The sequence below is a fragment of the uncultured Bacteroides sp. genome (genome assembly GCF_949298305.1).
In the GTDB taxonomy this organism is placed as follows: domain Bacteria; phylum Bacteroidota; class Bacteroidia; order Bacteroidales; family Bacteroidaceae; genus Bacteroides.
Genome location: NZ_CASFWU010000021.1, coordinates 1 through 24,837, shown reverse-complemented (window position 1 = coordinate 24,837; position 24,837 = coordinate 1). Strand labels below are relative to the sequence as shown.

Here is a 24,837-nt window from a genome sequence, read left to right as displayed (position 1 = left end):
ATAAGAATATGTATAAAGTAAATCATATCATTACCAAAATAGCCCAGGCAGGCAAAGGACTGCTGACGGCAGCGTTAATGTTTGCTGCAGCCAATCTATATGCGCAAAGCACGCAGACTTTGAAAGGACGAATAGTGGACACCGAAGGTAATCCTGTAGCGGGTGCCATCATTAATGTAGCGGAAGAAAGCCGCATCACCCTTTCTGACGCAGAAGGCTACTTCAGCCTGAACAATGTGAAACTGACAGATGAAATCTGCGTAAGTTGCGTAGGATACAAAAATACGCAAGTACCGGTAGAATTCAGTGATGATTTCAATGTAAAAATACAAGAGGATGCAGACGAATACCTACATACCATGCCTGTACCGTTCGGCCGCAAAACACGCAAGATTATGACAGAAGCGACCTCGGTTGTAACCGGTGAAGAACTGCAGAAGCACCCCATCACGGTGTTGCAAAACGCATTCACTTCGACTGTCAACGGCGTGGAGACTTACGAATGGTCTTCTGAACCCGGATGGACAGAGTCAGCCATGTACATCCGTGGTATCCGCACTATGAATAGTGGCGCCCGTGCTCCGTTGGTAATGGTGGACAATGTGGAACGTGACCTTTCGTTCCTCGATGCCTTTCCCATTGAAAACATCACTATCTTGAAAGATGCTGCCGCCACCGCCATTTACGGTATGCGCGGTGCCAATGGTGCCATCATTGTCACCACCAAACGTGGAGAAGCAGGTAAGACCCATGTTGATTTTACGCAGGAAGTAGGTTTCCAAATGTTGAGCAACAAAATGGAAAATCAGAATTCCTACAACATGGCCTTGACACGCAATCGTGTACGCTATCTGGACGGCCTGCAACCCATGTATACCGATGAACAGATTGAAATGTACCGCCGCGTCTGCAACGGAGAACAACTGACTGGCATGGACCAGTACAAGTATTTCAACACCAACTGGTTCGATGAGCTCTATCGGGAAACAGCCCCTATGTATAAAACCAATGTACAAATTAACGGAGGCAACGAAAGGGCACGCTACTATGTCTCACTCTCTTATCTCCGCCAAGAAGGCATGTGGAACGACAAATGGACCAATTATAACAAGGACTATAACACCACCCACATGCTGAACCGCTGGAATCTGCGATCCAATCTGGACATTGATGTCAATGAGTATTTAAATGTGTCATTAGATTTGGGAGGACGTATCGACAACATCTCCCAGCCGCTGACTTCCGTGTTCAACCTGACGACATTCGGAGCCGTTGAGGCCAATCCGATGGAACCAGTATACTGTCCGAACGGAGAAATGTACGCATCCTCTACCGCAAACAATGCCGGCAGACTATTGGCTTCATCCGGTCAAGACAAAAACAGACGTCGTAACCTGTACTCAACCGTAACTGTCAACGGCGATTTGAAAAGGATTCTTCCAGGATTGAAAGTCAATGCAACAGTCAGCTTTGACTCTTACGAAGTATTCCAAACCACTCAGGCCAATGATATCAATTCCTATAACTATGACTATGCAAACTTGAATGTGACTGATATTTCACAAATAGAATATACCAAGTTCTCTTCATATACAGCCTTGCATTATACATCGGCCGGCGGTGGCAATCAGCGTGCCCATTATTACAATCTGAACATGTTGGGCGGCCTCAGCTATGAGAACAGTTTCGGGAAGCATAATGTTAGTGCACGCGCCTTTGCCCGTTCCTACCGAAACCAGAACAATGTACTGGAACCGAACAACGCCCAATATAATTCATCAAACCGTTATTTATCATGGAATGGCCAAGTGACATACGACTATGCTAACCGTTATATCTTCTCAGGAAACATTTCCCGTATGGGTAGTGATAATTTCCGTGAAGATGAACGCTGGGGAACATTCTATGGTGTTTCTGGCGGATGGGTTGCTTCAGAAGAGCCTTGGCTGAAAAACGACAAAATTAATTTACTGAAACTTCGCGCTTCTTACGGACGTGCCGGACAAGCCAATACTGGAGCTGGACGCTATCCATACCAGAACACGTATGGTTCTGCCACAGGTTACGGTTTCGGTTATTCAGGTTCGTATGTTAACGGTTTCGCAGAAACCATGGCCGGAAATGCCAATAACAAATGGGAAATCAGCGACATGTTGAATATTGGTCTGGACTTTGACTTCTGGAATAAAAAATTGTATGGTGCTGTAGATGTTTTCAAAGAATGGCGCTCAAATATTTTGGTAACGCGTACCAGCGTACCTGACATGCTGGGTATTAGCGTAGCACAAGATTCTTACGGTAAAGCCGAAACGAAAGGTTTTGAAGTAACCTTGGGACACCATAACCGTATCGGTGATTTCAGTTATTATATTGAAGGTATGGTAACATACAACACCAACAAAATTACCGAAATGGACGAAACTGAACCTAATGTAGAATGGCAACGTAAGACTGGAAATCGTATTTTGGACTACACCTCAGTACAAGCATTGTATGAAAGTTCATTCAACAATACAATTGGTGGATGGAACCGTTACAAATTCGTAGAATGGGCAACAGATCCCAATTTGATTGCTACCAGCCAACAAGATGCCATTGACCATCCGGAGAAATATCCGTATAACAGTGCTTCCAATGGTGCCCAAAAATTAGGAACAGCAGTGTTCAAAGATTTGAATGGTGACCGCATGATTGACTCCAATGATATGATACCGGATACATACACCGTCATACCGGAATTAATTCCGACCATGACATTCGGCTTCAGCTACAAAGGATTCGATGCACGTGCCGTACTGACAGCCTATCTGAACCGTGATGTATTCCTTTCACCGGCCGTATCTTTCTCCGGATGGAGCAACATGGGAACACACGAAGTTGTCAACTCTTGGGGATATTATACCGATGATCCCTATGATCCCCGCAATTTAAACGCCAAATACCCGCGCCCGACATACGGTGGTTACAATGCCATTGATTCGGACCGAGACACTGGTACATACCAAAATGACATTTGGATTGTAAACGGTAACTTCCTTTCTTTACGCAATATCGAAATAGGCTATTCATTGCCCAAACAATTAATAGCAAAGGTTAACATGACCAAATGCCGTTTCTATTTCAGCGGTTACAACTTGTACACTTGGAGCGGCCTCCCCGATGGTCTTGACCCCGAAAAACCGATGAGTTATGTATGGTGGTACCCCAAAACCCGCACATTCACCTTTGGTGTCAATATTGGATTTTAACAAATAAAATGAAACAGATATGAGAAGATACATAAAATATATGGCAGCAGCCTTGCTGACAGTAAATCTAACTGCCTGCAGCGACTTTTTGGACAAAGAAGTAGACTTGACTCTTGGCGCTGAAGATGTTTTCAATAAAGCAGAAAACACACGTGGGCTGCTCGCAAACATTTACACTTACTTACCCGACGCCTTCGTCGGCTACACAGACGGACAATACCGAGGAGCCTCACGGGATTGTATGACAGACAATGCTATCTCTTTTTGGAACGTACATTTCTACCACAGTGTTCTGCGTGATTCGTATGATGCCACCAATCATCAATTCGCCAATTATTTTTGGAGTAACGATTTTAAAGCCATTCGCGCAGCCAATAACTTTCTGACGTATGCAAAAGAAAGCGTAGTTGGTAATGAGGAGACCAATGATGACAACAACCGCCTGTATGACCGCTATATGGCAGAAGCCCGCTTCCTGCGTGCCATTTTTCACTTTGATTTGGTCAGCTATTTTGGAGCAATACCCATTGTTGGCGATGACGCAGAAGGTAAACCTATTATTTTTGAGACAACCAATTTGGATGCCATGAACCAGCCGCGTACTCCAGCAGCAGAGGCATTGCAATGGATTGCTGATGAGTGTGACAAAGTAAAAGATGTGCTCCCATTCCGTTATGCCCAAGAAGAACTTAACTGGGGACGAGTGAACGGTGCAGCAGCCTATGCTTTGAAAGCCAGAGCCCTTCTATACAAAGCATCTCCACTAAACAATCCGTCTAACGACCAAAGCCAATGGGATGCAGCTGCAGAAGCAGCCCTCGATTTCATACGCAAGAATGCGTCCCAAAACAATCCTTACCGATTGTATGATATAGGTGATCCGAATCAAAACTATTATCAATGCTTTATTTCCACTCCGCACCTGAACAATGAATATATTCTCAGCCGTTCGGAATGGCAGACACGAGCCATCGAAGAATTTCTGGCTCCCTGTGGATTCAGCGGTTCGGCCAACTCAACAGGACGAACCAATCCGACCCAGAATCTGGTAGATAGTTATGAAACAATCAACGGACTTCCCATTGATCAGGACCCATCTTACGACCCGCAGAATCCATACGCCAACCGAGATCCCCGTTTGGAACAAACGATTCTGCACCATGGTTCTATTTGGGGAGACCCGGAACAAGAAGAAGAACGAATGGTAGATATCACTTATGGTACAGGATTGGATTATCAGGAACTGCATGGCGGTACGGTAACCGGTTACTATACCAAGAAGTTTTTGAACAACATGTCTTGGAAAAGTCCTACAACTTACACACATGCTTGTCCTATCTTCCGCTATGCTGAAATTCTACTGAATGCAGCTGAGGCTTTGAATGAGGCTGGTCGGACTTCAGAAGCGTATGAATATGTAAATCAAGTACGTGCCCGCGTGGGTATGCCTGCCTATAGCGGAATGACACAAGACAAACTGCGCGAACGCATCCGTAATGAACGTCGTATAGAACTCTGCTTCGAAGACCATCGATTCTTTGACGAACGTCGTTGGAAACTGTTTGAAGGAGTAACAGTCAGCAGTGAAAGAAACAAGCCGTATTATCAACAAGTTTACAACTTGTACGGAGTACAGATTACCCCCAATGCTAGTACAGTGTTTAACTATGGGTATTCAGAAACATATACGTCACGAGCTTTCAACAGTCCCAAGAATTACTACTTCCCCATACCGGATGACGAAATCAAACGTCTTCCCAGATTAGGACAAAATAGTGGTTGGGAACTTAGTGCATCCTCCTCTTCGGGAGAGAATAACAGTGAGAACAATAAAGAAGTGATTGAATGAAACATTCAGTAAAGGAATATAAATATGAAAATACGTAAATGGTTTAATCTTATTTTGATAAGCTGCACACTTGCCATTGGGCATACAGCCTGCGACAACGATGAGTATAACGAAAGTACCGTTACGACTCCAGATGTAGACCTTGCGCTCAACGCCCCCGTCATATCTGAAATCAACGTACCCACAGCCAAGGCTGTCACAGATGTCCAAGTCAATCAGAAAGATATCGACTCGGGCAAAATCAGAGTAATGGCATACGGTTTCTGTTACAGTAACACTCCTACTCCTACCATTTATGACGCTACGGTAAAAGCAACCATGAGCGATAAAACAATGATAGCGACATTAACAGAACTGGAAAACAATACAATTTATTATGTACGTGCATTTGCAACCATCTATCCCCAAGGAGTTATTTACTCTCCGGAAGTAAAAATGGAAGCAGACACTGTAACTGATTCTTCGGAAGAAGAGGCAGCTGAATAAAAAAATATTGCGGATTACATGGTTATGAAATATAAATTATACTTTCGTAATCTGTAATCCGCAATTTTGTATTACTACAAGTTCTACAAGAGAAACGATCAGGAACTCAAGTGTTGTTCACTCAAAAATATCTTGTAAAACGTACAAATTCAAGAGTTGAAAATATTATCATTTTTCAGTTTATGAAAAGATTCAAATGGACATTTTTATTAGGCAGCCTTATCTTTTGGACTGCCTGTAGTAGCGAAAATCCAGAAGAGATTTATAATGAGGAAGAGATTTCGGTGTCCATTGAGACACCTACCATTATAAACATAACAGATCAAACAGCAGAGATTAAAGCCTCCATTACAACCAACAGAGTTTCCTCGATTGTAAAAAAAGGACTCTGTTACGATACGCAAGCCAATGTTACAATTCATGGGCAAACCGTGGAAATGAACAGCGCCGGCACAACCATCAACTTGGTTTTATCCGGCCTCGAACCTGAAACGCAATACTTTGTAAAAGCATTTGTCCTACTTGCCAATGCAGAGGCTATATATTCACCCGAAATCCAATTTACAACAGCAGCAGCCCCAGAATCTTCCGAATTGGACACCTACGAACCTCCCCTATATCCTGATGACTATACAAACCTGGCTGATTGGAGCCAGCGAAATCAATGGAACCTTGCCAATGTACACGATCCCTCTGTCGTTTTAGCAGAAGATGGCTATTATTATATGTACCAGACTGATGCCTCGTATGGGAATGCACATACAGCAGGAGGGCATTTCCATGCACGCCGGTCCAAAGATTTGATTAACTGGGAATACTTGGGTGGTACCATGCATAGTTTACCAGATTGGGTTATTCCTCAACTCAACAAAATACGGGTAGACATGGGACTTCCAACAATACAACCCTCGACTAATGATTTTGGTTATTGGGCACCTTGTGTGCGTAAAGTACGCAACGGCCTTTACCGAATGTATTATTCCATTGTATGCCCAGGAACACTAAACGGTGACGGGACGTGGAGCGAACGTGCATTTATCGGATTAATGGAAAACAACAATCCTGCCAATAACGACGGATGGGAAGACAAAGGATATGTCATTACCAATGCTTCCGACAAAGGACTGAACTACAATGTGCCAGCCAACGATTGGGGGAATTGTTACTATAAATGGAATGCCATTGACCCCAGTTATATCATTACCGATGACAATCGACATTTTCTATTTTACGGTTCATGGCACAGTGGCATAGCAGTTGTGCAAATTAATCCAGAAACCGGAAAGACACTTGAAGAATTACCGCAGTCCTGGGGAACAGAAGAAGAAATTGCCCCATACGGGAAATTAGTAGCTACCCGAGAGATGGGAAATCGCTGGCAAGGCTCCGAAGGAGCAGAAATCGTCTATAATCCTGAGACAGGATATTACTATATGTTTCTGGCATACGATGAATTAAGCGTATGTTACAATACACGGGTATGCCGTTCAAAAAACATTGAAGGGCCATATTTAGGTATTGACGGAACCGATGTAACTACTTTCGGAGGAGAAGTACTGCCTGTAGTGACACATCCCTACCAATTCCAAAACAGCTATGGTTGGGTAGGAATTTCTCATTGTGCCATATTTGATGACGGAAACGGCAATTGGTATTATGCTTCACAAGGTAGGTTCCCTGTCAACGTTGGTGGAAACGCGTATAGCAATGCCATTATGATGGGACATATCCGTAGCATCCGATGGACCAAAGACGGATGGCCCCTGGTCATGCCGGAACGCTATGGAGCCGTTCCTCAAATTGCCATTACCGAAGAAGAACTGATTGGCAACTGGGAACATATAGACTTGTCATACAGCTATGGTAAACAGAAAACATCTTCAGTCATGACACTTGCCGCCAACCACACTGTCACGGCTGGCACATGGAAAGGAAGCTCGTGGAGCTACGATGCAAACGACCAGATTTTAACCGTCAACGGAGTGGAGCTATACCTACAACGCGAGACTGACTGGGAAGCTTCACCCAGAACGCATACCATCGTTTATGCGGGCTATGGAGGTAACCTTAAAACCTATTGGGGAAAGAGAAATAAATAGTTGCTCATTCTAATACTGAAAAACTGCATTGGAGTATTACTCTCCATGCAGTTTTTTTGCAATTATGTTACAGAACATATAAAAGTGTATATACTACACCAAACAAAAGTGTTACTTTTACACCCGAAAAGATAAATATCTAATTCACAAATAAAAATAGCACTATGAAGAATTACTGTTTATTGGCAGGAATTACAGCATTGATGCTGGCGTCTTGCGCACAGAAACCGGAAACTCAGCTTACCTTATCCGGCTTGAATCCTACGAAATTTCAAACAGAGGTAAACAATGCCCAGACCAATCTTTATACTTTAAAGAATAAGGCAGGCATGGAAGTATGTATCACCAATTTTGGAGGACGTATTGTTTCCATCATGGTTCCCGACAAAAATGGAACCATGCAAGATGTTGTGTTAGGATTTGACAGCATTGCCGATTACATCAATGTACCCAGCGATTTCGGTGCATCAATCGGACGTTATGCAAACCGAATCAACCAAGGACGCATGGTGCTGGATGGTGACACAATCCAACTACCCCAAAACAACTTCGGACATTGTCTTCATGGCGGACCCAAAGGATGGCAATATCAGGTCTATGAAGCCAAGCCCATCGATGCAACGACCTTGGAGCTGACACGCATTTCACCCGACGGTGACGAAAACTTTCCCGGGAACGTAACAGCCAAAGTACTGTACAAACTTACAGAGGACAACAGCATAGACATCAAATACACTGCAACTACAGACAAGAAGACAGTCATCAACATGACCAACCACTCTTACTTTAACTTGTCAGGAAATCCTGCTCAAGCTGCTACCGACCATATCCTGTATGTAAATGCAGACACTTATACACCGGTTGACAGCACTTTCATGACTACCGGTGAGATTCTCCCTGTTAAAGATACTCCGATGGATTTCACAACCCCGAAAGCTGTAGGACAAGACATCAACAACTATGATTTCGAACAGCTCAAGAACGGAAACGGCTATGACCACAATTGGGTGCTGAACACCAACGGCGACATCACCCAGCTTGCTGCCAAGCTGACCTCTCCGACCACTGGTATCACACTGGAGGTTTATACCAACGAACCAGGCATCCAAGTCTACTCCGGCAATTTCCTTGATGGCACTGTTACCGGCAAGAAAGGTATCGTCTACAACCAGCGCGCCTCTGTATGTCTGGAAACACAACATTATCCTGACAGTCCCAACAAACCGGAATGGCCTTCTGTCATTCTCGAACCGGGACAGACTTATAATAGCGAATGTATCTTCAAATTTGGTGTAGAAAAATAACCTCAAAGATAATACTAACTAAAACATAAAAGAATTATGAATTGGAACACTAATGAATTTATCTGGCTCGACTGGGTGGTGCTTGCCATCGGAGTTGTTGCCATTGCCTGGGCTATCTATCGTGCCATCAAGAAAGACAAGGAGAAAATGAAAGGTGCCGACAGCCAGGACTACCTGTTCGGAAAAGGCGAACCTTGGTACATCATCGGTGCAGCCATCTTTGCCGCCAACATTGGTTCTGAACACTTGGTAGGTCTTGCCGGAACAGGTGCCAAAGATGGTGTAGGTATGGCCCACTGGGAAATGCAAGGCTGGATGATTCTGATTCTGGGATGGCTGTTTGTTCCCTTCTATCAGCTGTTGAACAACAAAATGGGCAAAATCATCACCATGCCCGACTTCCTGAAATTCCGCTATACCCAACGCACAGGTTCGTGGCTGTCCATCATCACCTTGATTGCCTACGTGCTGACCAAGGTCTCTGTAACAGCTTTCACCGGCGGTATTTTCTTTGAATACCTGCTTGGCCTGCCTTTCTGGTATGGCGCCATCGGCCTGATTGCCGTTACTGCCGTGTTTACCGTATTCGGTGGTATGAAAGGTGTAATGACTCTGTCCGCCATTCAGACCCCTATCCTTATCATCGGTTCTTTTCTGGTGCTGTTCCTGGGCTTGCACATGTTGGGAGACGGCAGCATCAGCGAAGGGTGGTCTCAGATGATGGCTACCTGTAATGCCGCACACGATGGCTTCGGTACGACCCACATGTTCCACACCGACCCCGCTGACCCCATGTATCCGCAATTCCCCGGATATGTAGTGTTCCTCGGCGCTTCCATCATCGGTTTCTGGTACTGGTGTACCGACCAGCACATTGTACAACGTGTGCTTGGACAGCAAAAAGGCGAATCTGACGATGTAGTAATGAAACGCGCCCGCCGCGGTACCATTGCCGCCGGTTATTTCAAACTGTTGCCTGTATTCATGTTCCTGATTCCGGGTATGGTTGCATACGCACTGTCCCAAAAGACCGGTAGCGGTATCGTAATGGACATCACCAATACCCACGACACCGATGGTGCCTTCGCCATGATGGTAAAGAACATCCTCCCCGCCGGCATTAAAGGCATCGTGACCATTGGTTTCATCTGCGCACTCGTTGCATCACTCGCAGCTTTCTTCAACAGTTGCGCCACTCTGTTCACTGAGGACTTCTACAAACCGATGAAGAAAGGCATGAGCGAAAGCCACTACGTACTGGTTGGCCGTATCGCAACAGTAGTTGTCGTACTGTTGGGTCTGGCATGGATGCCTATCATGATGAACATGGGCAACCTCTACTCATACCTGCAGGACATCCAGTCTCTGATTGCTCCCGCCATGGTTGCTGTATTCACCCTCGGCATCTTCTCCAAACGAATCACTCCAAAGGCTGGCGAATGGGGCCTCATTGGTGGTTTCCTTATCGGAATGGTCCGACTGCTCACCAATGTCATCACAGATTCAGGCAAAGCCACAATGGACGGTGCCTTCTGGGAATACACCACATGGTTCTGGCAGACCAACTGGCTCATCTTTGAGGTTTGGTTGCTGGTATTCTTGCTCGTACTGATGGCTGTCGTATCCTGCTTCACTCCGAAACCTTCGGCACAACAGATTGAAGCCATCACCTTCACCGGTAGTTACAAAGAATTGATTAGAAGCAGCTGGAACAAGTGGGATGTCATCGCAACGCTGGGTGTAATCATCCTCTGCGCCCTGTTCTATGCTTATTTCTGGTAATTATAAAAAGCTCGCTTCAGAGTTTCGCAAGTACGTGTTGAACACAAGGCTTACTTGCGAAACTCACATTCACTTACTTAACAGTGCATTTGTCAATGACAAATTATTATAGCATAAACCCCAAATTCTACGTATCGGTAGACTGCATCATTTTCGGCTTCCACGAAGGAGAACTCAATTTGCTGCTTCTGAAGCGCAACTTCGAGCCTTCCATGGGCGAATGGTCCTTAATGGGCGGGTTCGTCCAGGAAAACGAAAGTGTGGACGATGCAGCTAAACGAGTATTAGCCGAACTGACAGGGCTGGACCATGTCTACATGGAGCAAGTCGGCTCTTTCGGTGCCATAGACCGCGACCCCGGCGAACGGGTTGTATCCATTGCATATTATGCACTGATTAACATTAACGAATATGACCGCGAACTGGTACAGCGGCACAATGCATTTTGGGTAAACATCAATGAATTGCCACCACTGATATTCGACCATCCGGCCATGGTTGAACAGGCACGAAAACTGATGCAACAGAAAGCATCGGTAGAACCTATCGGATTCAACCTCTTACCCAAATTGTTTACCTTGTCGCAACTTCAGAGTCTGTACGAGGCCATCTACGGAGAATCCATAGATAAACGGAATTTCCGTAAACGGATAGCAGAAATGGACTACATTGAAAAAACAGACCTGATAGACAAGAAAAGCTCCAAACGGGGTGCTGCTCTCTACCAATTCAACGAAAAAGCTTATCGCAAAGCACCTAAGTTCAAATTGTAACCCTTATACTTTAAACATTATGTTAGAAGAACTAAAAGAAAAAGTATTTCGCGCCAACCTTGATTTGGTGAAGCATGGTCTGGTCATCTTCACCTGGGGTAATGTTTCGGGCATTGACCGCGAAACAGGTTTGGTGGTCATCAAGCCTAGTGGCGTCAGCTACGATGAAATGAAAGCCGAAGACATGGTTGTAGTAGACCTCAACGGCAAAGTCGTAGAAGGAAAGCTCAAACCGTCTTCAGACACTCCCACGCATGTGGTGCTCTACAAAGCCTTTCCTGAAATCGGCGGTGTAGTACACACACACTCTACGTATGCTACTGCCTGGGCTCAGGCAGGACGTGACATACCCAATATCGGTACCACCCACGCCGACTATTTCCACGACGCCATTCCCTGCACGGATGACATGACGGAAGCCGAAGTAAAAGGTGCATACGAACTGGAAACAGGCAACGTCATCGTAAAACGTTTTGAGGGTTTGAACCCCGTACACACACCGGGTGTACTGGTCAAGAACCACGGTCCCTTCTCCTGGGGCAAAGACGCACACGATGCTGTCCACAATGCCGTAGTCATGGAACAGGTAGCCAAAATGGCCTCCATCGCCTACTTGGTCAACCCCAACCTGACAATGAATCCGCTGCTTGTTGAAAAGCATTTCAACCGCAAGCACGGACCGAATGCTTACTACGGACAAAAATAAAATACTATGAGTAACAGGCAACTTGCCATGAGCCATAAATGACGAGCTACAAGTTACTCATAGCGTCAGATTAATAAACAAGAACAATTAACCAACAACTTAAAAACAACAATATTATGAACGCATTTGACCAATATGAAGTATGGTTCGTAACAGGAGCACAGCTTCTGTACGGAGGTGACGCAGTGATTGCCGTAGACGCACACAGCAACGAAATGGTAAAAGGACTGAACGAATCAGGCAAACTGCCTGTAAAAGTTGTATATAAAGGTACAGCCAACTCTTCCAAGGAAGTGGAAGCCGTATTCAAAGCTGCCAACAACGAAGAAAAATGTATCGGTGTCATCACCTGGATGCACACTTTCTCTCCGGCCAAAATGTGGATTCACGGCCTGCAGCAATTGAAGAAGCCTTTGCTGCATCTGCACACCCAATACAACAAGGAAATACCTTGGGACACCATGGATATGGACTTCATGAACCTCAACCAGAGCGCACACGGCGACCGCGAATTCGGACACATCTGCACTCGTATGCGTGTACGCCGCAAAGTGGTTGTCGGCTACTGGAAGGACGAAGAGACTCAAAAGAAGATTGCCGTTTGGATGCGCGTATGTGCCGCATGGGCCGATGCTCAGGACATGCTCATCATCCGCTTTGGCGACCAGATGAACAACGTTGCCGTAACAGACGGTGACAAGGTAGAAGCCGAACAACGCATGGGCTACCACGTGGACTACTGCCCCGTTAGCGAACTGATGGAATATCATGCAAAGGTAAAGGACGAAGAAGTGAAAGCATTGGTTGACGAATACTTCCGCCTCTACGACCACGATGCCGAGCTGGAAGACGGACGCACTGCCGCTTATGAAAAAGTATGGAACGCCGCCAAGGCTGAAATTGCCCTGCGCGCCATTCTGAAGGCTAAAGGTGCCAAAGGTTTCACTACCAACTTCGACGACCTGGGTCAGACAGACGGCAGCTACTTCGACCAAATACCGGGTCTGGCCAGCCAGCGTCTGATGGCCGAAGGCTACGGCTTCGGTGCCGAAGGTGACTGGAAATCCGCTGCCCTCTACCGCACCGTATGGGTGATGAACCAAGGTCTGCCCACAGGTTGCTCCTTCTTGGAAGACTACACTCTGAACTTCGATGGCGAAAACAGTTCCATCCTACAGGCTCACATGTTGGAAGTATGTCCGCTCATCGCCGCTAAGAAGCCTCGTCTGGAGGTTCACTTCCTCGGTATTGGCATCCGCAAGAGCCAGACAGCACGCCTTGTGTTCACTTCCAAAGTAGGGACAGGCTGTACAGCTACCGTAGTAGACCTTGGCAACCGCTTCCGTCTCATCGTGAATGACGTAGAGTGCATCGAGCCGAAGCCACTGCCCAAACTGCCCGTAGCTTCCGCCCTTTGGAAACCGATGCCAAACTTTGAAGTGGGTGCAGGTGCCTGGATTCTGGCCGGTGGTACTCACCACTCCTGCTTCTCCTACGACCTCACGGCCGAATATTGGGAAGACTATGCCGAAATTGCCGGTATTGAAATGGTTCACATCAACAAGGACACTACTATCGGCGAGTTCAAGAAAGAACTGCGCATGAACGAAGTGTACTACATGCTGAATAAGGCTCTCTGCTAAAATCTGTATCAAGAGGGATGGCACACAGATAACACAGTTTGGGCAGACAACCGCAGATGGTGTTATATCTGTGTAATCTGTATCATCCGTGTCACCTGTACGCCGTCCCTCTTTCTTTTGTCTCACCTTATATAGAATATACCTATGATTTCAGATCCCAAATCAACCATAGAAGCAGGCAAAGCCATCCTCGGCATCGAGTTCGGCTCAACCCGCATCAAGGCTGTCCTCATCGACGAAGAGAACAAGCCCATCGCTCAAGGAAGTCACACATGGGAAAACCAACTGGTGGACGGACTCTGGACATACAGTATCGAAGCCATCTGGTATGGCCTTCAAGACTGTTACGCCGACCTACGCGCCAATGTAAAGAGTCAGTACGATATCGAGATTGAGACCTTGGCTGCCATCGGTGTGAGCGCCATGATGCACGGCTACATGGCCTTCAACAAGCAGCAGGAAATCCTCGTGCCTTTCCGCACATGGCGCAACACCAACACCGGCCAGGCAGCAGCGGCCCTTTCCGAGCTGTTTGTTTACAACATCCCCTTACGTTGGAGCATCTCCCACTTGTATCAGGCCATTCTGGACAACGAAGAGCACGTAAACGACATAGACTTCCTCACCACACTGGCCGGCTACGTTCACTGGCAGATTACCGGTGAGAAGGTACTGGGCATCGGCGACGCATCCGGCATGTTGCCCATCGATCCCGCCACCAAGAACTACTCAGCCGAAATGGTGGAGAAATTCAATCGTCTGGTAGCTCCCAAGGGATTCAGCTGGCAGTTGACAGACATCCTGCCCAAAGTTCTGCTGGCCGGTGAGAACGCAGGCTTCCTTACTCCCGAAGGTGCCAAGAAGCTCGACGTGTCCGGCCATCTGAAAGCCGGAATCCCCGTCTGCCCGCCCGAAGGTGATGCCGGTACCGGCATGGTGGCCACCAACGCCGTCAAGCAACGCACCGGCAACGTATCGGCCGGAACCTCTTCTTTCTCCATGATTGTACTGGAAAAAGACTTGACCAAGCCCTACGAAATGATAGACATGGTGACAACCCCCGACGGCAGTCTTGTAGCCATGGTTCACTGCAACAACTGTACTTCCGACCTCAACGCATGGGTCAACCTCTTCAAGGAGTATCAGGAACTGATGGGCATCCCTGTGGACATGAACGAAATCTACGGGAAACTCTACAACCATGCTCTTGCAGGACAAGCTGACTGCGGCGGCCTCATCTCGTACAATTACATCTCGGGCGAGCCTGTCACCGGACTGGCAGAAGGACGCCCCCTGTTCGTACGCTCGGCCAACGACAAGTTCAACCTGGCCAACTTCATGCGCTCCCATCTGTACGCCTCGGTCGGTGTGCTCAAGATAGGCAATGACATTTTGTTCAATGAAGAGAAAATCAAAGTGGACCGCATCACGGGACACGGCGGTCTGTTCAAGACCAAGGGTGTAGGCCAGCGGATATTGGCGGCAGCCCTCAACTCCCCCATCTCGGTGATGGAAACTGCCGGCGAAGGCGGTGCATGGGGCATTGCCCTGCTGGGCTCTTACCTGGTGAACAACGACAAGAAGCAGTCACTGGCCGACTTCCTGGACGAGAAAGTGTTTGCCGGAGATGCCGGCGTAGAAATTGCTCCTACCCCCGAAGAGGTAGCCGGTTTCAATGCATACATCGAAAACTACAAAGCCGCACTGCCCGTTGAAGAAACAGCCGTACGCTGCAAAAAGTAATCATTAACACACACGTGAAAGGAGAAGGAAAGTTCAAGACTCACCGTCCGAACATTCCTGTCTCCTCCACGTTTTTTACAAACCATACAACCTATGAAACACAAGTTAATTATCAGCAGCCTGTTCTTGGCTGCAAGCGTATCGTTATCAGCACAAAAGAATGCTACGATTACCGTTGAAGCCGACAAAGGCACACAAATCATCCCGAAAGAAATCTACGGCCAGTTTGCCGAACATCTGGGTACCTGCATCTACGGAGGTCTGTGGGTAGGCGAAGACTCCCCCATCCCCAACATCAAGGGCTATCGCACTGACGTATTCAATGCACTCAAAGACCTGCAAGTACCTGTCCTTCGCTGGCCGGGCGGCTGCTTTGCCGACGAATATCACTGGATGGACGGCATCGGTCCCAAGGAGAACCGCCCCAAAATGGTGAACAACAACTGGGGAGGCACCATCGAGGACAACAGTTTCGGTACTCACGAGTTCCTCAACCTCTGCGAGATGCTGGGTTGCGAGCCTTACATCAGCGGCAACGTAGGTAGTGGTACCGTAGAAGAGTTGGCCAAATGGGTAGAATACATGACTTCTGACGGCGACTCACCCATGGCTAACCTGCGCCGCAAGAACGGACGCGACAAAGCGTGGAAAGTGAAATACCTGGGCGTAGGCAACGAAAGCTGGGGATGTGGAGGCAACATGCGCCCCGAGTATTATGCCGACCTCTATCGCCGCTATTCCACCTACTGCCGAAATTATGACGGCAACAATCTGTACAAGATTGCCAGCGGTGCCAGCGACTATGACTACAACTGGACGAAAGTGCTGATGGACCGTGTGGGAACCCGCATGAACGGACTTTCACTCCACTACTATACCGTAACCGGATGGACAGGCAGCAAAGGCTCTGCTACCCAGTTCAACGAAGAGGATTACTATTGGACTATGGGCAAGTGTCGCGAGATAGAGGATGTCATCAAGAAGCACTGCGCCATCATGGACGAATACGACAAGAGCAAGAACGTAGCCCTGATTCTCGACGAATGGGGAACATGGTGGGACGAAGAGCCGGGTACCATCAGCGGACACCTCTACCAACAGAACACCCTGCGCGATGCCTTCGTTGCTTCTCTGTCGCTCGACATCTTCCATAAGTACACTGACCGTCTGAAGATGGCCAACATCGCACAGGTTGTCAACGTGCTCCAGTCCATGATTCTCACCAAGGATGACAAAATGGTTCTCACTCCCACCTACTATGTCTTCAAGATGTACAAAGTACACCAGGATGCCACCTACCTGCCCTTGCAGCTGGAATGCGAGACTGTCAACGTACGCGACAACCGCACCCTGCCCCTGATAAGCGCTACAGCCTCGAAAGACAAAGACGGGAAAATACACATTTCCATCTCCAATGTTGATGTAAAGAATGCGCAGGAAGTTATTGTAAATCTTCCCGGTGTACAGGCTAAAAAGGCTGTAGGCGAAATACTGACTTCGGCCAATATTGCAGACTACAACACTTTCGAGAACCCCGACAAAGTTAAATTGGCTCCGTTTAAGGAAGCAAAAATCAACAAAGGCGTCTTGAAAATCAAACTTCCCGCAAAATCTATCGTAACATTGGAGTTACAGTAGACCAATCAGGGAAACTTATTGTACTTTAAGCAGGAAGAAGGTAAGAAAGCCTAAAAAAAAGGGCTGCTCACAATGTGGCAAATTGCACATAAAAAGCTATCTTTGCCCTGCTTATAGTTTGTATAAGGCCTTTCGAAGGTCTGTAACGTTGTACTAACAATAACCAATTATTAACAATATGAACGACAACAAACTTATGACTCGCGCAGCGGACAACATTCGTATTCTGGCTGCTTCCATGGTTGAAAAGGCAAACTCTGGTCACCCGGGCGGTGCCATGGGCGGTGCCGATTTCGTTAACGTACTCTTCTCTGAGTTCCTGGTATATGACCCTGAAAACCCGGCATGGGAAGGCCGCGACCGCTTCTTCCTCGACCCGGGCCACATGTCGCCCATGCTTTACTCCCAACTGGCACTGGCCGGCAAGTTTACACTGGACGAGCTGAAAGAGTTCCGTCAATGGGGAAGCCCCACACCGGGACACCCCGAACGCGACCTGGCACGCGGCATTGAGAACACATCAGGCCCGCTGGGACAAGGCCACACCTTCGCAGTAGGTGCTGCCATCGCAGCCAAATTCCTGAAAGCCCGCTTTGGCGAAGTGATGAACCAGACTATCTACGCCTACATCTCCGACGGTGGTGTACAGGAAGAGATTTCTCAGGGTTCAGGCCGTATTGCAGGCACGCTGGGACTGGACAACCTCATCATGTTCTATGACTCCAACGACATCCAGCTCTCTACCGAGACCAAGGCCGTAACCATCGAAGACACTGCCAAGAAATACGAAGCATGGGGCTGGAAAGTCATCAAGATAAACGGTAATGACCCCGACGCCATCCGCGGTGCACTGAACGAAGCCAAGGCTGAAACCGAACGCCCCACCCTCATCATCGGTCACACCGTGATGGGCAAAGGTGCCCGCAAGGCAGACGGCAGCAGCTACGAAGCTAACTGTGCTACTCACGGCGCACCCCTCGGCGGCGATGCCTACATCAACACCATCAAGAATCTGGGCGGTGACCCCGAGAATCCGTTCGTTATCTTCCCCGAAGTTCAGGAACTCTACGCCAAACGTGCCGAAGAACTGAGAAAAATTGTAGCCGAACGTTATGCAGCCAAAGCCGAATGGGCCAAAGCCAACCCCGAACTGGCAGCCAAGCTGGAGCAGTTCTTCTCGGGAAAAGCCCCGAAGGTGAACTGGGCAGCCATCGAACAGAAAGCAGGCTCAGCCACACGTGCCGCATCGGCTACCGTACTGGGCGCACTGGCCACTCAGGTAGAAAACATGGTTGTGGCTTCTGCCGACCTCTCCAACTCCGATAAGACAGACGGTTTCCTGAAGAAGACCCACGCCTTCACCAAGGGCGACTTCAGCGGCGCCTTCTTCCAGGCCGGCGTTGCCGAACTCACCATGGCTTGCTGCTGCATCGGTATGGCTCTGCACGGCGGTGTCATCCCTGCTTGCGGCACCTTCTTCGTATTCTCCGACTACATGAAACCCGCCGTACGTATGGCAGCCCTGATGGAAGTGCCTGTGAAGTTCATCTGGACACACGATGCCTTCCGCGTAGGCGAAGACGGCCCCACTCACGAACCGGTAGAACAGGAAGCACAAATCCGCCTGATGGAGAAACTGAAAAACCACAAGGGACACAACTCTATGCTGGTACTCCGCCCGGCCGATGCCGAAGAGACCACAGAAGCATGGCGTCTGGCCATGGAGAATACCACCACTCCTACGGCTCTCATCTTCTCCCGTCAGAACATTGCCAACCTGCCCGCCGGCAACGACTACTCACAAGCAGCCAAGGGTGCCTATATCGTAGCCGGTTCCGACGAGAATCCTGATGTCATTCTGGTTGCTTCCGGTTCCGAAGTGTCTACACTCGTGGCCGGTACCGAACTGCTCCGCAAGGACGGCATCAAGGTACGCATCGTATCTGTTCCTTCCGAAGGTCTGTTCCGCAGCCAGTCCAAGGAATATCAGGAGAGCATCATCCCTGCCGGAGCCAAGGTATTCGGTCTGACCGCCGGCCTGCCCGTCAACCTCGAAGGTCTGGTAGGCGCCAACGGCAAGGTATGGGGTCTTGAGTCCTTCGGATTCTCCGCTCCCTACAAGGTGCTGGACGAGAAACTGGGCTTCACGGCAGACAATGTCTACAAGCAGGTGAAAGCAATGTTTTAAATCAGTGTGATAATGTGAAGAATGTGCTAATGTGAGAAATGTGGCAATGTCAAAGCACATTTGACCATTAGCACATTTGCATATTGACACATTAACCAATTAGCAGATTAACAAGATGAAAACCATAGGTATTTGTTCCGACCATGCCGGATACGAACTGAAGAAATACGTCAAGCAATGGCTCGAAGCCAAAGGCTGGGAATACAAAGACTTCGGCACCTACTCGCCCGAGAGCGTGGACTATGCCGACTTCGCCCATCCGCTGGCCCTGGCCGTAGAAGCCGGTGAGTGCTATCCCGGCATTGCCATCTGTGGAAGCGGAAACGGCATCAACATGACCCTGAACAAGCATCAAGGCATCCGCGCCGCCCTCTGCTGGTGTCCCGAGATTGCCGGACTGGCCCGCCAGCACAACGACGCCAACGTGCTGGTCATGCCCGGACGCTTCGTCACCAACCAGGAAGCCGACGCCATCCTGACCAAATTCTTCTCCACCCCCTTTGAGGGCGGACGCCACCAGCGCAGAATAGAGAAGATTCCTGTCAAGTAACAAGATGAAACGGCCATAGGCCGTCCCTTGCCACAACAACAAGGGAGCCCTTGCCACAACAACAAGGGAGCCCTTGCCACAACAACAAAGGAGCCCTTGCCACGGTGGCAAAGGATTCCCTTTTCCACCTTCAGGCACGGAATGCACGGATTGACTGTTGATGGGCTCTCCATTAGCAAACGTTCGCACAATTCCGTGCCTGAATTATTCCACCCCTCAAGTGACGGTATGGCCTGTATGGGATTCGACACACAATCCCGCTACATACTTCAGACCTATATCACTTTTCAGACTTCACCCATGCAATACTTGCAGGGAACCAGTACAGCATTTGCAGCGAAACACTCGGGCATTTGCAAGACAATACAGTTCCTTCACCAAACGCTCTGCCGTCCACGAACCAACAACTGTCAACCGCCGACTGCTAATTTCCCCCCTTCCCCTCATTTTTTGAAGCGAACATGCTTAATGTCTTCAAATAAAAACTATCTTTGTGGTTGATTAAAGTGAAATGTGAATGAACAGCGAGCCATTGACAACCATCAAAGAGCTTATTGACCGAGGGGAGACTGACAAAGCCATTGCCTTGTCGGACGACATGCTGCAAACAGACTTTCCGGAGAAAGACCGGATTTACTACCTGCTCGGAAACGCCTACCGCAAACAAGGCAACTGGCAACAAGCTCTGAACAACTATCAGTACGCCATCGACCTCAACCCCGAAAGCCCCGCCCTGCACGCCCGGCAGATGGCGATGGACATACTGAACTTTTACAACAAGGACATGTATAATCAATAACCATACGAGAAAGGAACGTAAATTATGGCAAAGATCAAAGGAGCAATCGTAGTGGACACCGAGCGTTGCAAAGGCTGCAACCTCTGTGTCGTGGCTTGTCCACTCCATGTAATAGCCCTCACCAAAGAGGTGAACGTCAAAGGGTATAACTATGCCCACCAGATATTGGAAGATACATGCAACGGGTGCGCATCGTGTGCCACGGTCTGCCCGGACGGCTGTATCTCTGTGTATAAAGTCAAAGTAGAATAAATCAAGAAGAGAAATATGGCAGAAGAAGTTGTATTAATGAAAGGAAACGAAGCCATCGCCCACGCGGCCATCCGCTGTGGCGCCGACGGTTACTTCGGTTACCCGATTACTCCGCAATCGGAGATCTTGGAGACACTGGCCGAACTGAAGCCCTGGGAAACCACCGGTATGGTGGTGCTGCAGGCCGAAAGCGAAGTGGCGGCCATTAATATGGTTTACGGCGGAGCCGGCAGCGGCAAGATGGTAATGACCTCCTCGTCCAGCCCCGGCGTCAGCCTTAAGCAGGAGGGCATCTCCTATCTGGCAGGTGCCGAGTTGCCCTGTCTCATAGTGAACGTCATGCGCGGCGGTCCCGGTCTGGGAACCATCCAGCCCAGCCAGGCCGACTACTTCCAGACCGTGAAGGGCGGCGGACACGGCGACTACCGCCTCATTGCCCTTGCCCCGGCCTCCGTGCAAGAGATGGCGGACTTTGTGGAACTGGGCTTCCGTCTGGCCTTCAAATACCGCAATCCGGCCATCATCCTGGCCGACGGCGTCATCGGACAGATGATGGAGAAAGTGGTACTTCCACCCCAGAAGCCGTGCCGCACCGACGACGAAGTCATCGCACAGTGCCCGTGGGCCACTACCGGCAAGGCCAACGGCCGCAAGCCCAACGTCATCACCTCACTCGAACTGAAGCCTGAGGAGATGGAGAAGAACAACATCCGCTTCCAGGCCAAGTACAAGCTGATTGAAGAGAACGAAGTCCGCTTCGAGGAAATCAACTGCGAAGACGCCGACTACCTCATCGTAGCCTTCGGTTCCATGGCCCGCATCGGACAGAAGGCCATGGAATTGGCCCGTGAAGAGGGCATCAAGGTAGGCATCCTGCGTCCCATCACCCTGTGGCCCTTCCCCACGAAAGCCATCCAGGCATACGCCGAGAAGGTGAAAGGCATGTTGGTGACCGAGCTGAACGCCGGACAGATGGTAGAAGACGTACGCCTGGCCGTCAACGGCAAGGTGAAGGTAGAACACTTCGGCCGCCTGGGCGGTATCGTCCCCGACCCGGACGAAATCGTCGCAGCCCTGAAGGAAAAACTGATTGAGCAATGAACCCCGACAAGATACGCAACGTGCTGAACATCGCCTTCATGATTCTTGCCGTCGCCTCCATCATCGTCTACTTTGCGGCGAAGGACGACTTCAAGCTCTTCATCTACGTATGCGGCACAGCTATATTTGTAAAGCTCATGGAGTTTTTCATACGATTTACGAACAGATAAGGAGAAAGAACTATGACAAAAGAAGATATCATCAAACCCGAGAATCTGGTTTACAAGAAACCGACTCTGATGAACGACAACCCGATGCACTACTGCCCGGGATGCAGCCACGGCGTGGTACACAAGCTCATAGCCGAAGTCATCGAAGAGATGGGCATGGAAGACAAAGCCATCGGCATCTCGCCCGTGGGATGCGCCGTATTCATCTACAACTACCTGGACATTGACTGGCAGGAAGCCGCCCACGGACGTGCGCCCGCCCTGGCCACCGCCATCAAGCGCCTCTGGCCCAGCCGTCTTGTGTTCACCTACCAAGGCGACGGCGACTTGGCCTGCATCGGCACAGCCGAGACCATCCACGCCCTGAACCGCGGCGAGAACATCACCATCATCTTCATCAACAACGCCATCTACGGCATGACAGGCGGCCAGATGGCTCCCACCACGCTGGTAGGAATGCCCACCTCTACCTGCCCCTACGGTCGCGACGTTCATCTGCACGGCTATCCGCTGAAGATGGCCGACATCGCCGCACAGCTGGAAGGAACGGCCTACGTCACCCGCCAGAGCGTGCAGTCCGTGCCCGCCATCCGCAAGGCCAAGAAAGCCATCCGCAAGGCATTCGAGAACTCCATGGCCGGCAAGGGAAGCAACCTGGTGGAAATCGTTTCCACCTGCAATTCCGGTTGGAAGATGTCTCCCGAAAAAGCCAATAAGTGGATGGAAGAGAACATGTTCCCCTTCTATCCGCTGGGTGACTTAAAAGACAAAGGATAAGGCACTAATGTGCTAATGGGAGAATGTGCTAATGTGCTAATTTCTAATGTGCTAATGTAGAGATGAGATGATAAATACTGGAAACATTATTTTAGATAAGAGTTTCGCTTTTTCTCTCCACATCATTCAATACACAGAGTTATTGGAGGAAAACAGAAAATTTGTCATCGCCAATCAACTGATGAAAAGCGGCACATCTATTGGCGCAAACATCCGCGAAGCCCCAAATGCTGAAAGCAGAGCAGACTTTATTCACAAAATAATAAAAAGAATACAATGAAAGAAGAAATCATCATATCAGGATTCGGCGGACAAGGCGTATTGTCTATGGGCAAGATTCTGGCCTACTCCGGACTTATGGAAGGGAAAGAAGTGTCCTGGATGCCGGCATACGGCCCCGAACAACGAGGCGGAACAGCCAACGTGACAGTCATCGTCAGCGACGAGCGCATTTCCTCGCCCGTACTCAGCAAGTACGACGCGGCTGTCATCCTCAACCAGCCCTCGCTGGAGAAGTTTGAAAGCAAGGTGAAACCCGGCGGCGTGCTCATCTACGACGGATACGGCATCATCCATCCGCCTACGCGCAAGGACATCCACGTCTACCGCATCGACGCCATGGATGCCGCCAACGAGATGAACAACTCCAAGGCGTTCAACATGATTGTGCTGGGCGGTCTGCTCAAAATCAAGCCCATGGTAACGCTGGAAAACGTCATCAAGGGACTGAAGAAGACCCTGCCCGAACGCCACCACCACCTTATCCCCATGAACGAGGAGGCCATCAAGCGGGGTATGGAGCTGATTAAAGAGGTGTAAAAAGAATCAGTCTGTACGGACATAACAGCAAATGCGGGGGAGCTTCCATCTGGAGGCTCCCCCGCTTCATTTTCTTCGCGTCAGCGTGCATGCAGAGTTCGTCACTCGTATGTAAACCTATATTCGTCGTCGACGTACGTAGTGTTTGCCAGTTTGCCGTCCACAAAAGTCTTAAGGGTACAGCGGGCGTTCACCACATCGAGGTAATTGTCCGGAGTGAAAGTATATTCGTAAGGTGCCCAGGTAACTTCATGCCCGGTTGTCGCCTTGGTTTCAGGTTTCCCATCAGATTCAGGATAACTCCAGTTCACCAAATCGGTTTTCACCAGGTTCTTGCTATTCTTGCCCAGCATACGCAACGCATAGAGCATGTTTGTCACGTAGTCGTAAGCGGTTTCGTGCGTGCCGAACAGCCTGCGTGAAGACAATACGTTGAAATCCATCCCCGGTGTCTCGTTCAATAAGCCTGCCCGTCGCCGTAATAGACAATATCGTACATCTCGGACAAACGGCCCTCGCTGTTGTAGGCAAATGTCAACAGGAACTTCCGGTAACGGTAGCCGTCCAGTCGGTTGCGGCAGTAAAGCGTATGCCACCGGCATCTCCCGTAGTCTGGTCGGCATAAACGGTTTGCACGGTCTGCGTGCCTTCAGTCAGTACAATGTCTCTGTTCTCCTCGTTCTCGCTGCATGCAGTCATGGCAAGGCACAGCATGAAGATGCATCCAACGGTAAATAACCTGTTTCTCATAACATAAAAATAATTAACGTGAGTTCGACGAATTCAGAACAATGCAAGCTGTGTGTCAACCGTTCGTGAAACATTGATACACGGCTTCTTTGGAAAGCAACAATATGCAGCAATACCAGAAAGAAGGTTGACGATAAAGTTATCAAAGGCTCTATGCCTT

At 48.9% G+C, this 24,837-nt stretch carries 22 protein-coding genes and 1 pseudogene; 20 read left to right on the top strand and 3 right to left on the bottom strand.

Translation table 11 applies throughout. The features are described 5' to 3' along the window. Positions 1 to 8 precede the first annotated feature (8 nt). The 20 genes from Q1Y74_RS04505 to Q1Y74_RS04410 all read left to right on the top strand — a co-directional run bounded on the left by Q1Y74_RS04505 (position 9) and on the right by Q1Y74_RS04410 (position 23,927). On the top strand, positions 9 to 3,248 hold the full coding sequence (locus tag Q1Y74_RS04505; protein WP_300812548.1) for a TonB-dependent receptor: 3,240 nt from the start codon (positions 9 to 11) through the stop codon (positions 3,246 to 3,248). Positions 3,249 to 3,267: 19 nt separating this feature from the next. Further along, complete coding sequence (locus Q1Y74_RS04500; RefSeq protein WP_300812547.1) at positions 3,268 to 5,097, top strand: RagB/SusD family nutrient uptake outer membrane protein; 1,830 nt, start codon at positions 3,268 to 3,270, stop codon at positions 5,095 to 5,097. A 24-nt stretch (positions 5,098 to 5,121) separates the two neighbouring features. After that, positions 5,122 to 5,583 (top strand): hypothetical protein, encoded by a 462-nt coding sequence (locus Q1Y74_RS04495; protein WP_300812546.1) that lies wholly within the window; start codon positions 5,122 to 5,124, stop codon positions 5,581 to 5,583. A 182-nt stretch (positions 5,584 to 5,765) separates the two neighbouring features. After that, positions 5,766 to 7,682 (top strand): arabinan endo-1,5-alpha-L-arabinosidase, encoded by a 1,917-nt coding sequence (locus Q1Y74_RS04490; protein WP_300812545.1) that lies wholly within the window; start codon positions 5,766 to 5,768, stop codon positions 7,680 to 7,682. Positions 7,683 to 7,846: 164 nt separating this feature from the next. Further along, positions 7,847 to 8,986 carry an aldose epimerase family protein gene (locus Q1Y74_RS04485; RefSeq protein WP_300812544.1) on the top strand — a complete coding sequence of 380 codons (1,140 nt, stop codon included), beginning with the start codon at positions 7,847 to 7,849 and terminating at the stop codon, positions 8,984 to 8,986. A 36-nt stretch (positions 8,987 to 9,022) separates the two neighbouring features. Then, positions 9,023 to 10,768 (top strand): sodium:solute symporter, encoded by a 1,746-nt coding sequence (locus tag Q1Y74_RS04480; protein WP_300812543.1) that lies wholly within the window; start codon positions 9,023 to 9,025, stop codon positions 10,766 to 10,768. Between the two features lie 95 nt (positions 10,769 to 10,863). Then, the gene (locus Q1Y74_RS04475; RefSeq protein ID WP_300812542.1) at positions 10,864 to 11,541 is read left to right on the top strand and encodes an NUDIX domain-containing protein; all 678 of its coding nucleotides are present in this window, start codon (positions 10,864 to 10,866) and stop codon (positions 11,539 to 11,541) included. A gap of 19 nt (positions 11,542 to 11,560) precedes the next feature. Beyond that, positions 11,561 to 12,247, top strand: a complete 687-nt coding sequence (locus Q1Y74_RS04470; protein ID WP_300812541.1) for an L-ribulose-5-phosphate 4-epimerase — start codon at positions 11,561 to 11,563, stop codon at positions 12,245 to 12,247. A 116-nt stretch (positions 12,248 to 12,363) separates the two neighbouring features. Then, positions 12,364 to 13,890, top strand: coding sequence for an L-arabinose isomerase (gene araA, locus Q1Y74_RS04465; RefSeq protein WP_300812540.1), 1,527 nt, complete (start codon positions 12,364 to 12,366; stop codon positions 13,888 to 13,890). A gap of 144 nt (positions 13,891 to 14,034) precedes the next feature. Further along, positions 14,035 to 15,633, top strand: coding sequence for an FGGY-family carbohydrate kinase (locus Q1Y74_RS04460; RefSeq protein ID WP_300812539.1), 1,599 nt, complete (start codon positions 14,035 to 14,037; stop codon positions 15,631 to 15,633). A 93-nt stretch (positions 15,634 to 15,726) separates the two neighbouring features. Next, positions 15,727 to 17,271 (top strand): alpha-L-arabinofuranosidase C-terminal domain-containing protein, encoded by a 1,545-nt coding sequence (locus Q1Y74_RS04455; RefSeq protein WP_300812538.1) that lies wholly within the window; start codon positions 15,727 to 15,729, stop codon positions 17,269 to 17,271. A gap of 178 nt (positions 17,272 to 17,449) precedes the next feature. Further along, on the top strand, positions 17,450 to 19,459 hold the full coding sequence (locus tag Q1Y74_RS04450) for a transketolase (RefSeq protein ID WP_300812537.1): 2,010 nt from the start codon (positions 17,450 to 17,452) through the stop codon (positions 19,457 to 19,459). A gap of 115 nt (positions 19,460 to 19,574) precedes the next feature. Continuing rightward, the gene (rpiB, locus tag Q1Y74_RS04445; RefSeq protein ID WP_300812536.1) at positions 19,575 to 20,009 is read left to right on the top strand and encodes a ribose 5-phosphate isomerase B; all 435 of its coding nucleotides are present in this window, start codon (positions 19,575 to 19,577) and stop codon (positions 20,007 to 20,009) included. Positions 20,010 to 20,526: 517 nt separating this feature from the next. After that, positions 20,527 to 20,808, top strand: coding sequence for a tetratricopeptide repeat protein (locus Q1Y74_RS04440; protein WP_300812535.1), 282 nt, complete (start codon positions 20,527 to 20,529; stop codon positions 20,806 to 20,808). A gap of 24 nt (positions 20,809 to 20,832) precedes the next feature. Then, the gene (locus Q1Y74_RS04435; protein ID WP_300812534.1) at positions 20,833 to 21,060 is read left to right on the top strand and encodes a ferredoxin family protein; all 228 of its coding nucleotides are present in this window, start codon (positions 20,833 to 20,835) and stop codon (positions 21,058 to 21,060) included. A gap of 15 nt (positions 21,061 to 21,075) precedes the next feature. Next, positions 21,076 to 22,161: a 3-methyl-2-oxobutanoate dehydrogenase subunit VorB gene (locus Q1Y74_RS04430; protein ID WP_300812533.1), complete on the top strand. Its 1,086-nt coding sequence runs from the start codon at positions 21,076 to 21,078 to the stop codon at positions 22,159 to 22,161. Then, positions 22,158 to 22,331, top strand: a complete 174-nt coding sequence (locus Q1Y74_RS04425; protein WP_300812532.1) for a hypothetical protein — start codon at positions 22,158 to 22,160, stop codon at positions 22,329 to 22,331. Before Q1Y74_RS04430 ends, Q1Y74_RS04425 begins: the two co-directional genes overlap by 4 nt. A gap of 12 nt (positions 22,332 to 22,343) precedes the next feature. Beyond that, positions 22,344 to 23,108, top strand: coding sequence for a thiamine pyrophosphate-dependent enzyme (locus Q1Y74_RS04420; protein WP_300812531.1), 765 nt, complete (start codon positions 22,344 to 22,346; stop codon positions 23,106 to 23,108). Between the two features lie 67 nt (positions 23,109 to 23,175). Continuing rightward, complete coding sequence (locus Q1Y74_RS04415; protein ID WP_300812529.1) at positions 23,176 to 23,388, top strand: four helix bundle protein; 213 nt, start codon at positions 23,176 to 23,178, stop codon at positions 23,386 to 23,388. After that, positions 23,385 to 23,927 (top strand): 2-oxoacid:acceptor oxidoreductase family protein, encoded by a 543-nt coding sequence (locus tag Q1Y74_RS04410; RefSeq protein WP_300812528.1) that lies wholly within the window; start codon positions 23,385 to 23,387, stop codon positions 23,925 to 23,927. Before Q1Y74_RS04415 ends, Q1Y74_RS04410 begins: the two co-directional genes overlap by 4 nt. 101 nt (positions 23,928 to 24,028) lie before the next feature. Here the strand turns inward: Q1Y74_RS04410 and Q1Y74_RS04405 are convergent, their stop codons facing one another. The 3 genes and pseudogenes from Q1Y74_RS04405 to Q1Y74_RS04395 all read right to left on the bottom strand — a co-directional run. Next, positions 24,029 to 24,370 carry a hypothetical protein gene (locus Q1Y74_RS04405; protein WP_300812527.1) on the bottom strand — a complete coding sequence of 114 codons (342 nt, stop codon included), beginning with the start codon at positions 24,368 to 24,370 and terminating at the stop codon, positions 24,029 to 24,031. 91 nt (positions 24,371 to 24,461) lie between these two features. After that, positions 24,462 to 24,677, bottom strand: a complete 216-nt coding sequence (locus Q1Y74_RS04400) for a hypothetical protein (protein WP_300812526.1) — start codon at positions 24,675 to 24,677, stop codon at positions 24,462 to 24,464. A gap of 33 nt (positions 24,678 to 24,710) precedes the next feature. Further along, a pseudogene (locus Q1Y74_RS04395) lies at positions 24,711 to 24,837 on the bottom strand (IS982 family transposase); the annotation flags it as partial.

Coding starts and splice junctions, on each gene's coding strand:
- Q1Y74_RS04425 (WP_300812532.1), top strand. CDS start 22,158: ATGAACCCCGACAAGATACGCAACGTGCTGAACATCGCCTTCATGATT.
- Q1Y74_RS04505 (WP_300812548.1), top strand. CDS start 9: ATGTATAAAGTAAATCATATCATTACCAAAATAGCCCAGGCAGGCAAA.
- rpiB (WP_300812536.1), top strand. CDS start 19,575: ATGAAAACCATAGGTATTTGTTCCGACCATGCCGGATACGAACTGAAG.
- Q1Y74_RS04470 (WP_300812541.1), top strand. CDS start 11,561: ATGTTAGAAGAACTAAAAGAAAAAGTATTTCGCGCCAACCTTGATTTG.
- Q1Y74_RS04485 (WP_300812544.1), top strand. CDS start 7,847: ATGAAGAATTACTGTTTATTGGCAGGAATTACAGCATTGATGCTGGCG.
- Q1Y74_RS04500 (WP_300812547.1), top strand. CDS start 3,268: ATGAGAAGATACATAAAATATATGGCAGCAGCCTTGCTGACAGTAAAT.
- Q1Y74_RS04400 (WP_300812526.1), bottom strand. CDS start 24,677: ATGAGAAACAGGTTATTTACCGTTGGATGCATCTTCATGCTGTGCCTT.
- Q1Y74_RS04475 (WP_300812542.1), top strand. CDS start 10,864: ATGACAAATTATTATAGCATAAACCCCAAATTCTACGTATCGGTAGAC.
- Q1Y74_RS04495 (WP_300812546.1), top strand. CDS start 5,122: ATGAAAATACGTAAATGGTTTAATCTTATTTTGATAAGCTGCACACTT.
- Q1Y74_RS04490 (WP_300812545.1), top strand. CDS start 5,766: ATGAAAAGATTCAAATGGACATTTTTATTAGGCAGCCTTATCTTTTGG.
- Q1Y74_RS04435 (WP_300812534.1), top strand. CDS start 20,833: ATGGCAAAGATCAAAGGAGCAATCGTAGTGGACACCGAGCGTTGCAAA.
- Q1Y74_RS04405 (WP_300812527.1), bottom strand. CDS start 24,370: ATGGATTTCAACGTATTGTCTTCACGCAGGCTGTTCGGCACGCACGAA.
- Q1Y74_RS04430 (WP_300812533.1), top strand. CDS start 21,076: ATGGCAGAAGAAGTTGTATTAATGAAAGGAAACGAAGCCATCGCCCAC.
- Q1Y74_RS04440 (WP_300812535.1), top strand. CDS start 20,527: ATGAACAGCGAGCCATTGACAACCATCAAAGAGCTTATTGACCGAGGG.
- Q1Y74_RS04480 (WP_300812543.1), top strand. CDS start 9,023: ATGAATTGGAACACTAATGAATTTATCTGGCTCGACTGGGTGGTGCTT.
- Q1Y74_RS04455 (WP_300812538.1), top strand. CDS start 15,727: ATGAAACACAAGTTAATTATCAGCAGCCTGTTCTTGGCTGCAAGCGTA.
- Q1Y74_RS04415 (WP_300812529.1), top strand. CDS start 23,176: ATGATAAATACTGGAAACATTATTTTAGATAAGAGTTTCGCTTTTTCT.
- Q1Y74_RS04460 (WP_300812539.1), top strand. CDS start 14,035: ATGATTTCAGATCCCAAATCAACCATAGAAGCAGGCAAAGCCATCCTC.
- Q1Y74_RS04420 (WP_300812531.1), top strand. CDS start 22,344: ATGACAAAAGAAGATATCATCAAACCCGAGAATCTGGTTTACAAGAAA.
- Q1Y74_RS04410 (WP_300812528.1), top strand. CDS start 23,385: ATGAAAGAAGAAATCATCATATCAGGATTCGGCGGACAAGGCGTATTG.
- araA (WP_300812540.1), top strand. CDS start 12,364: ATGAACGCATTTGACCAATATGAAGTATGGTTCGTAACAGGAGCACAG.
- Q1Y74_RS04450 (WP_300812537.1), top strand. CDS start 17,450: ATGAACGACAACAAACTTATGACTCGCGCAGCGGACAACATTCGTATT.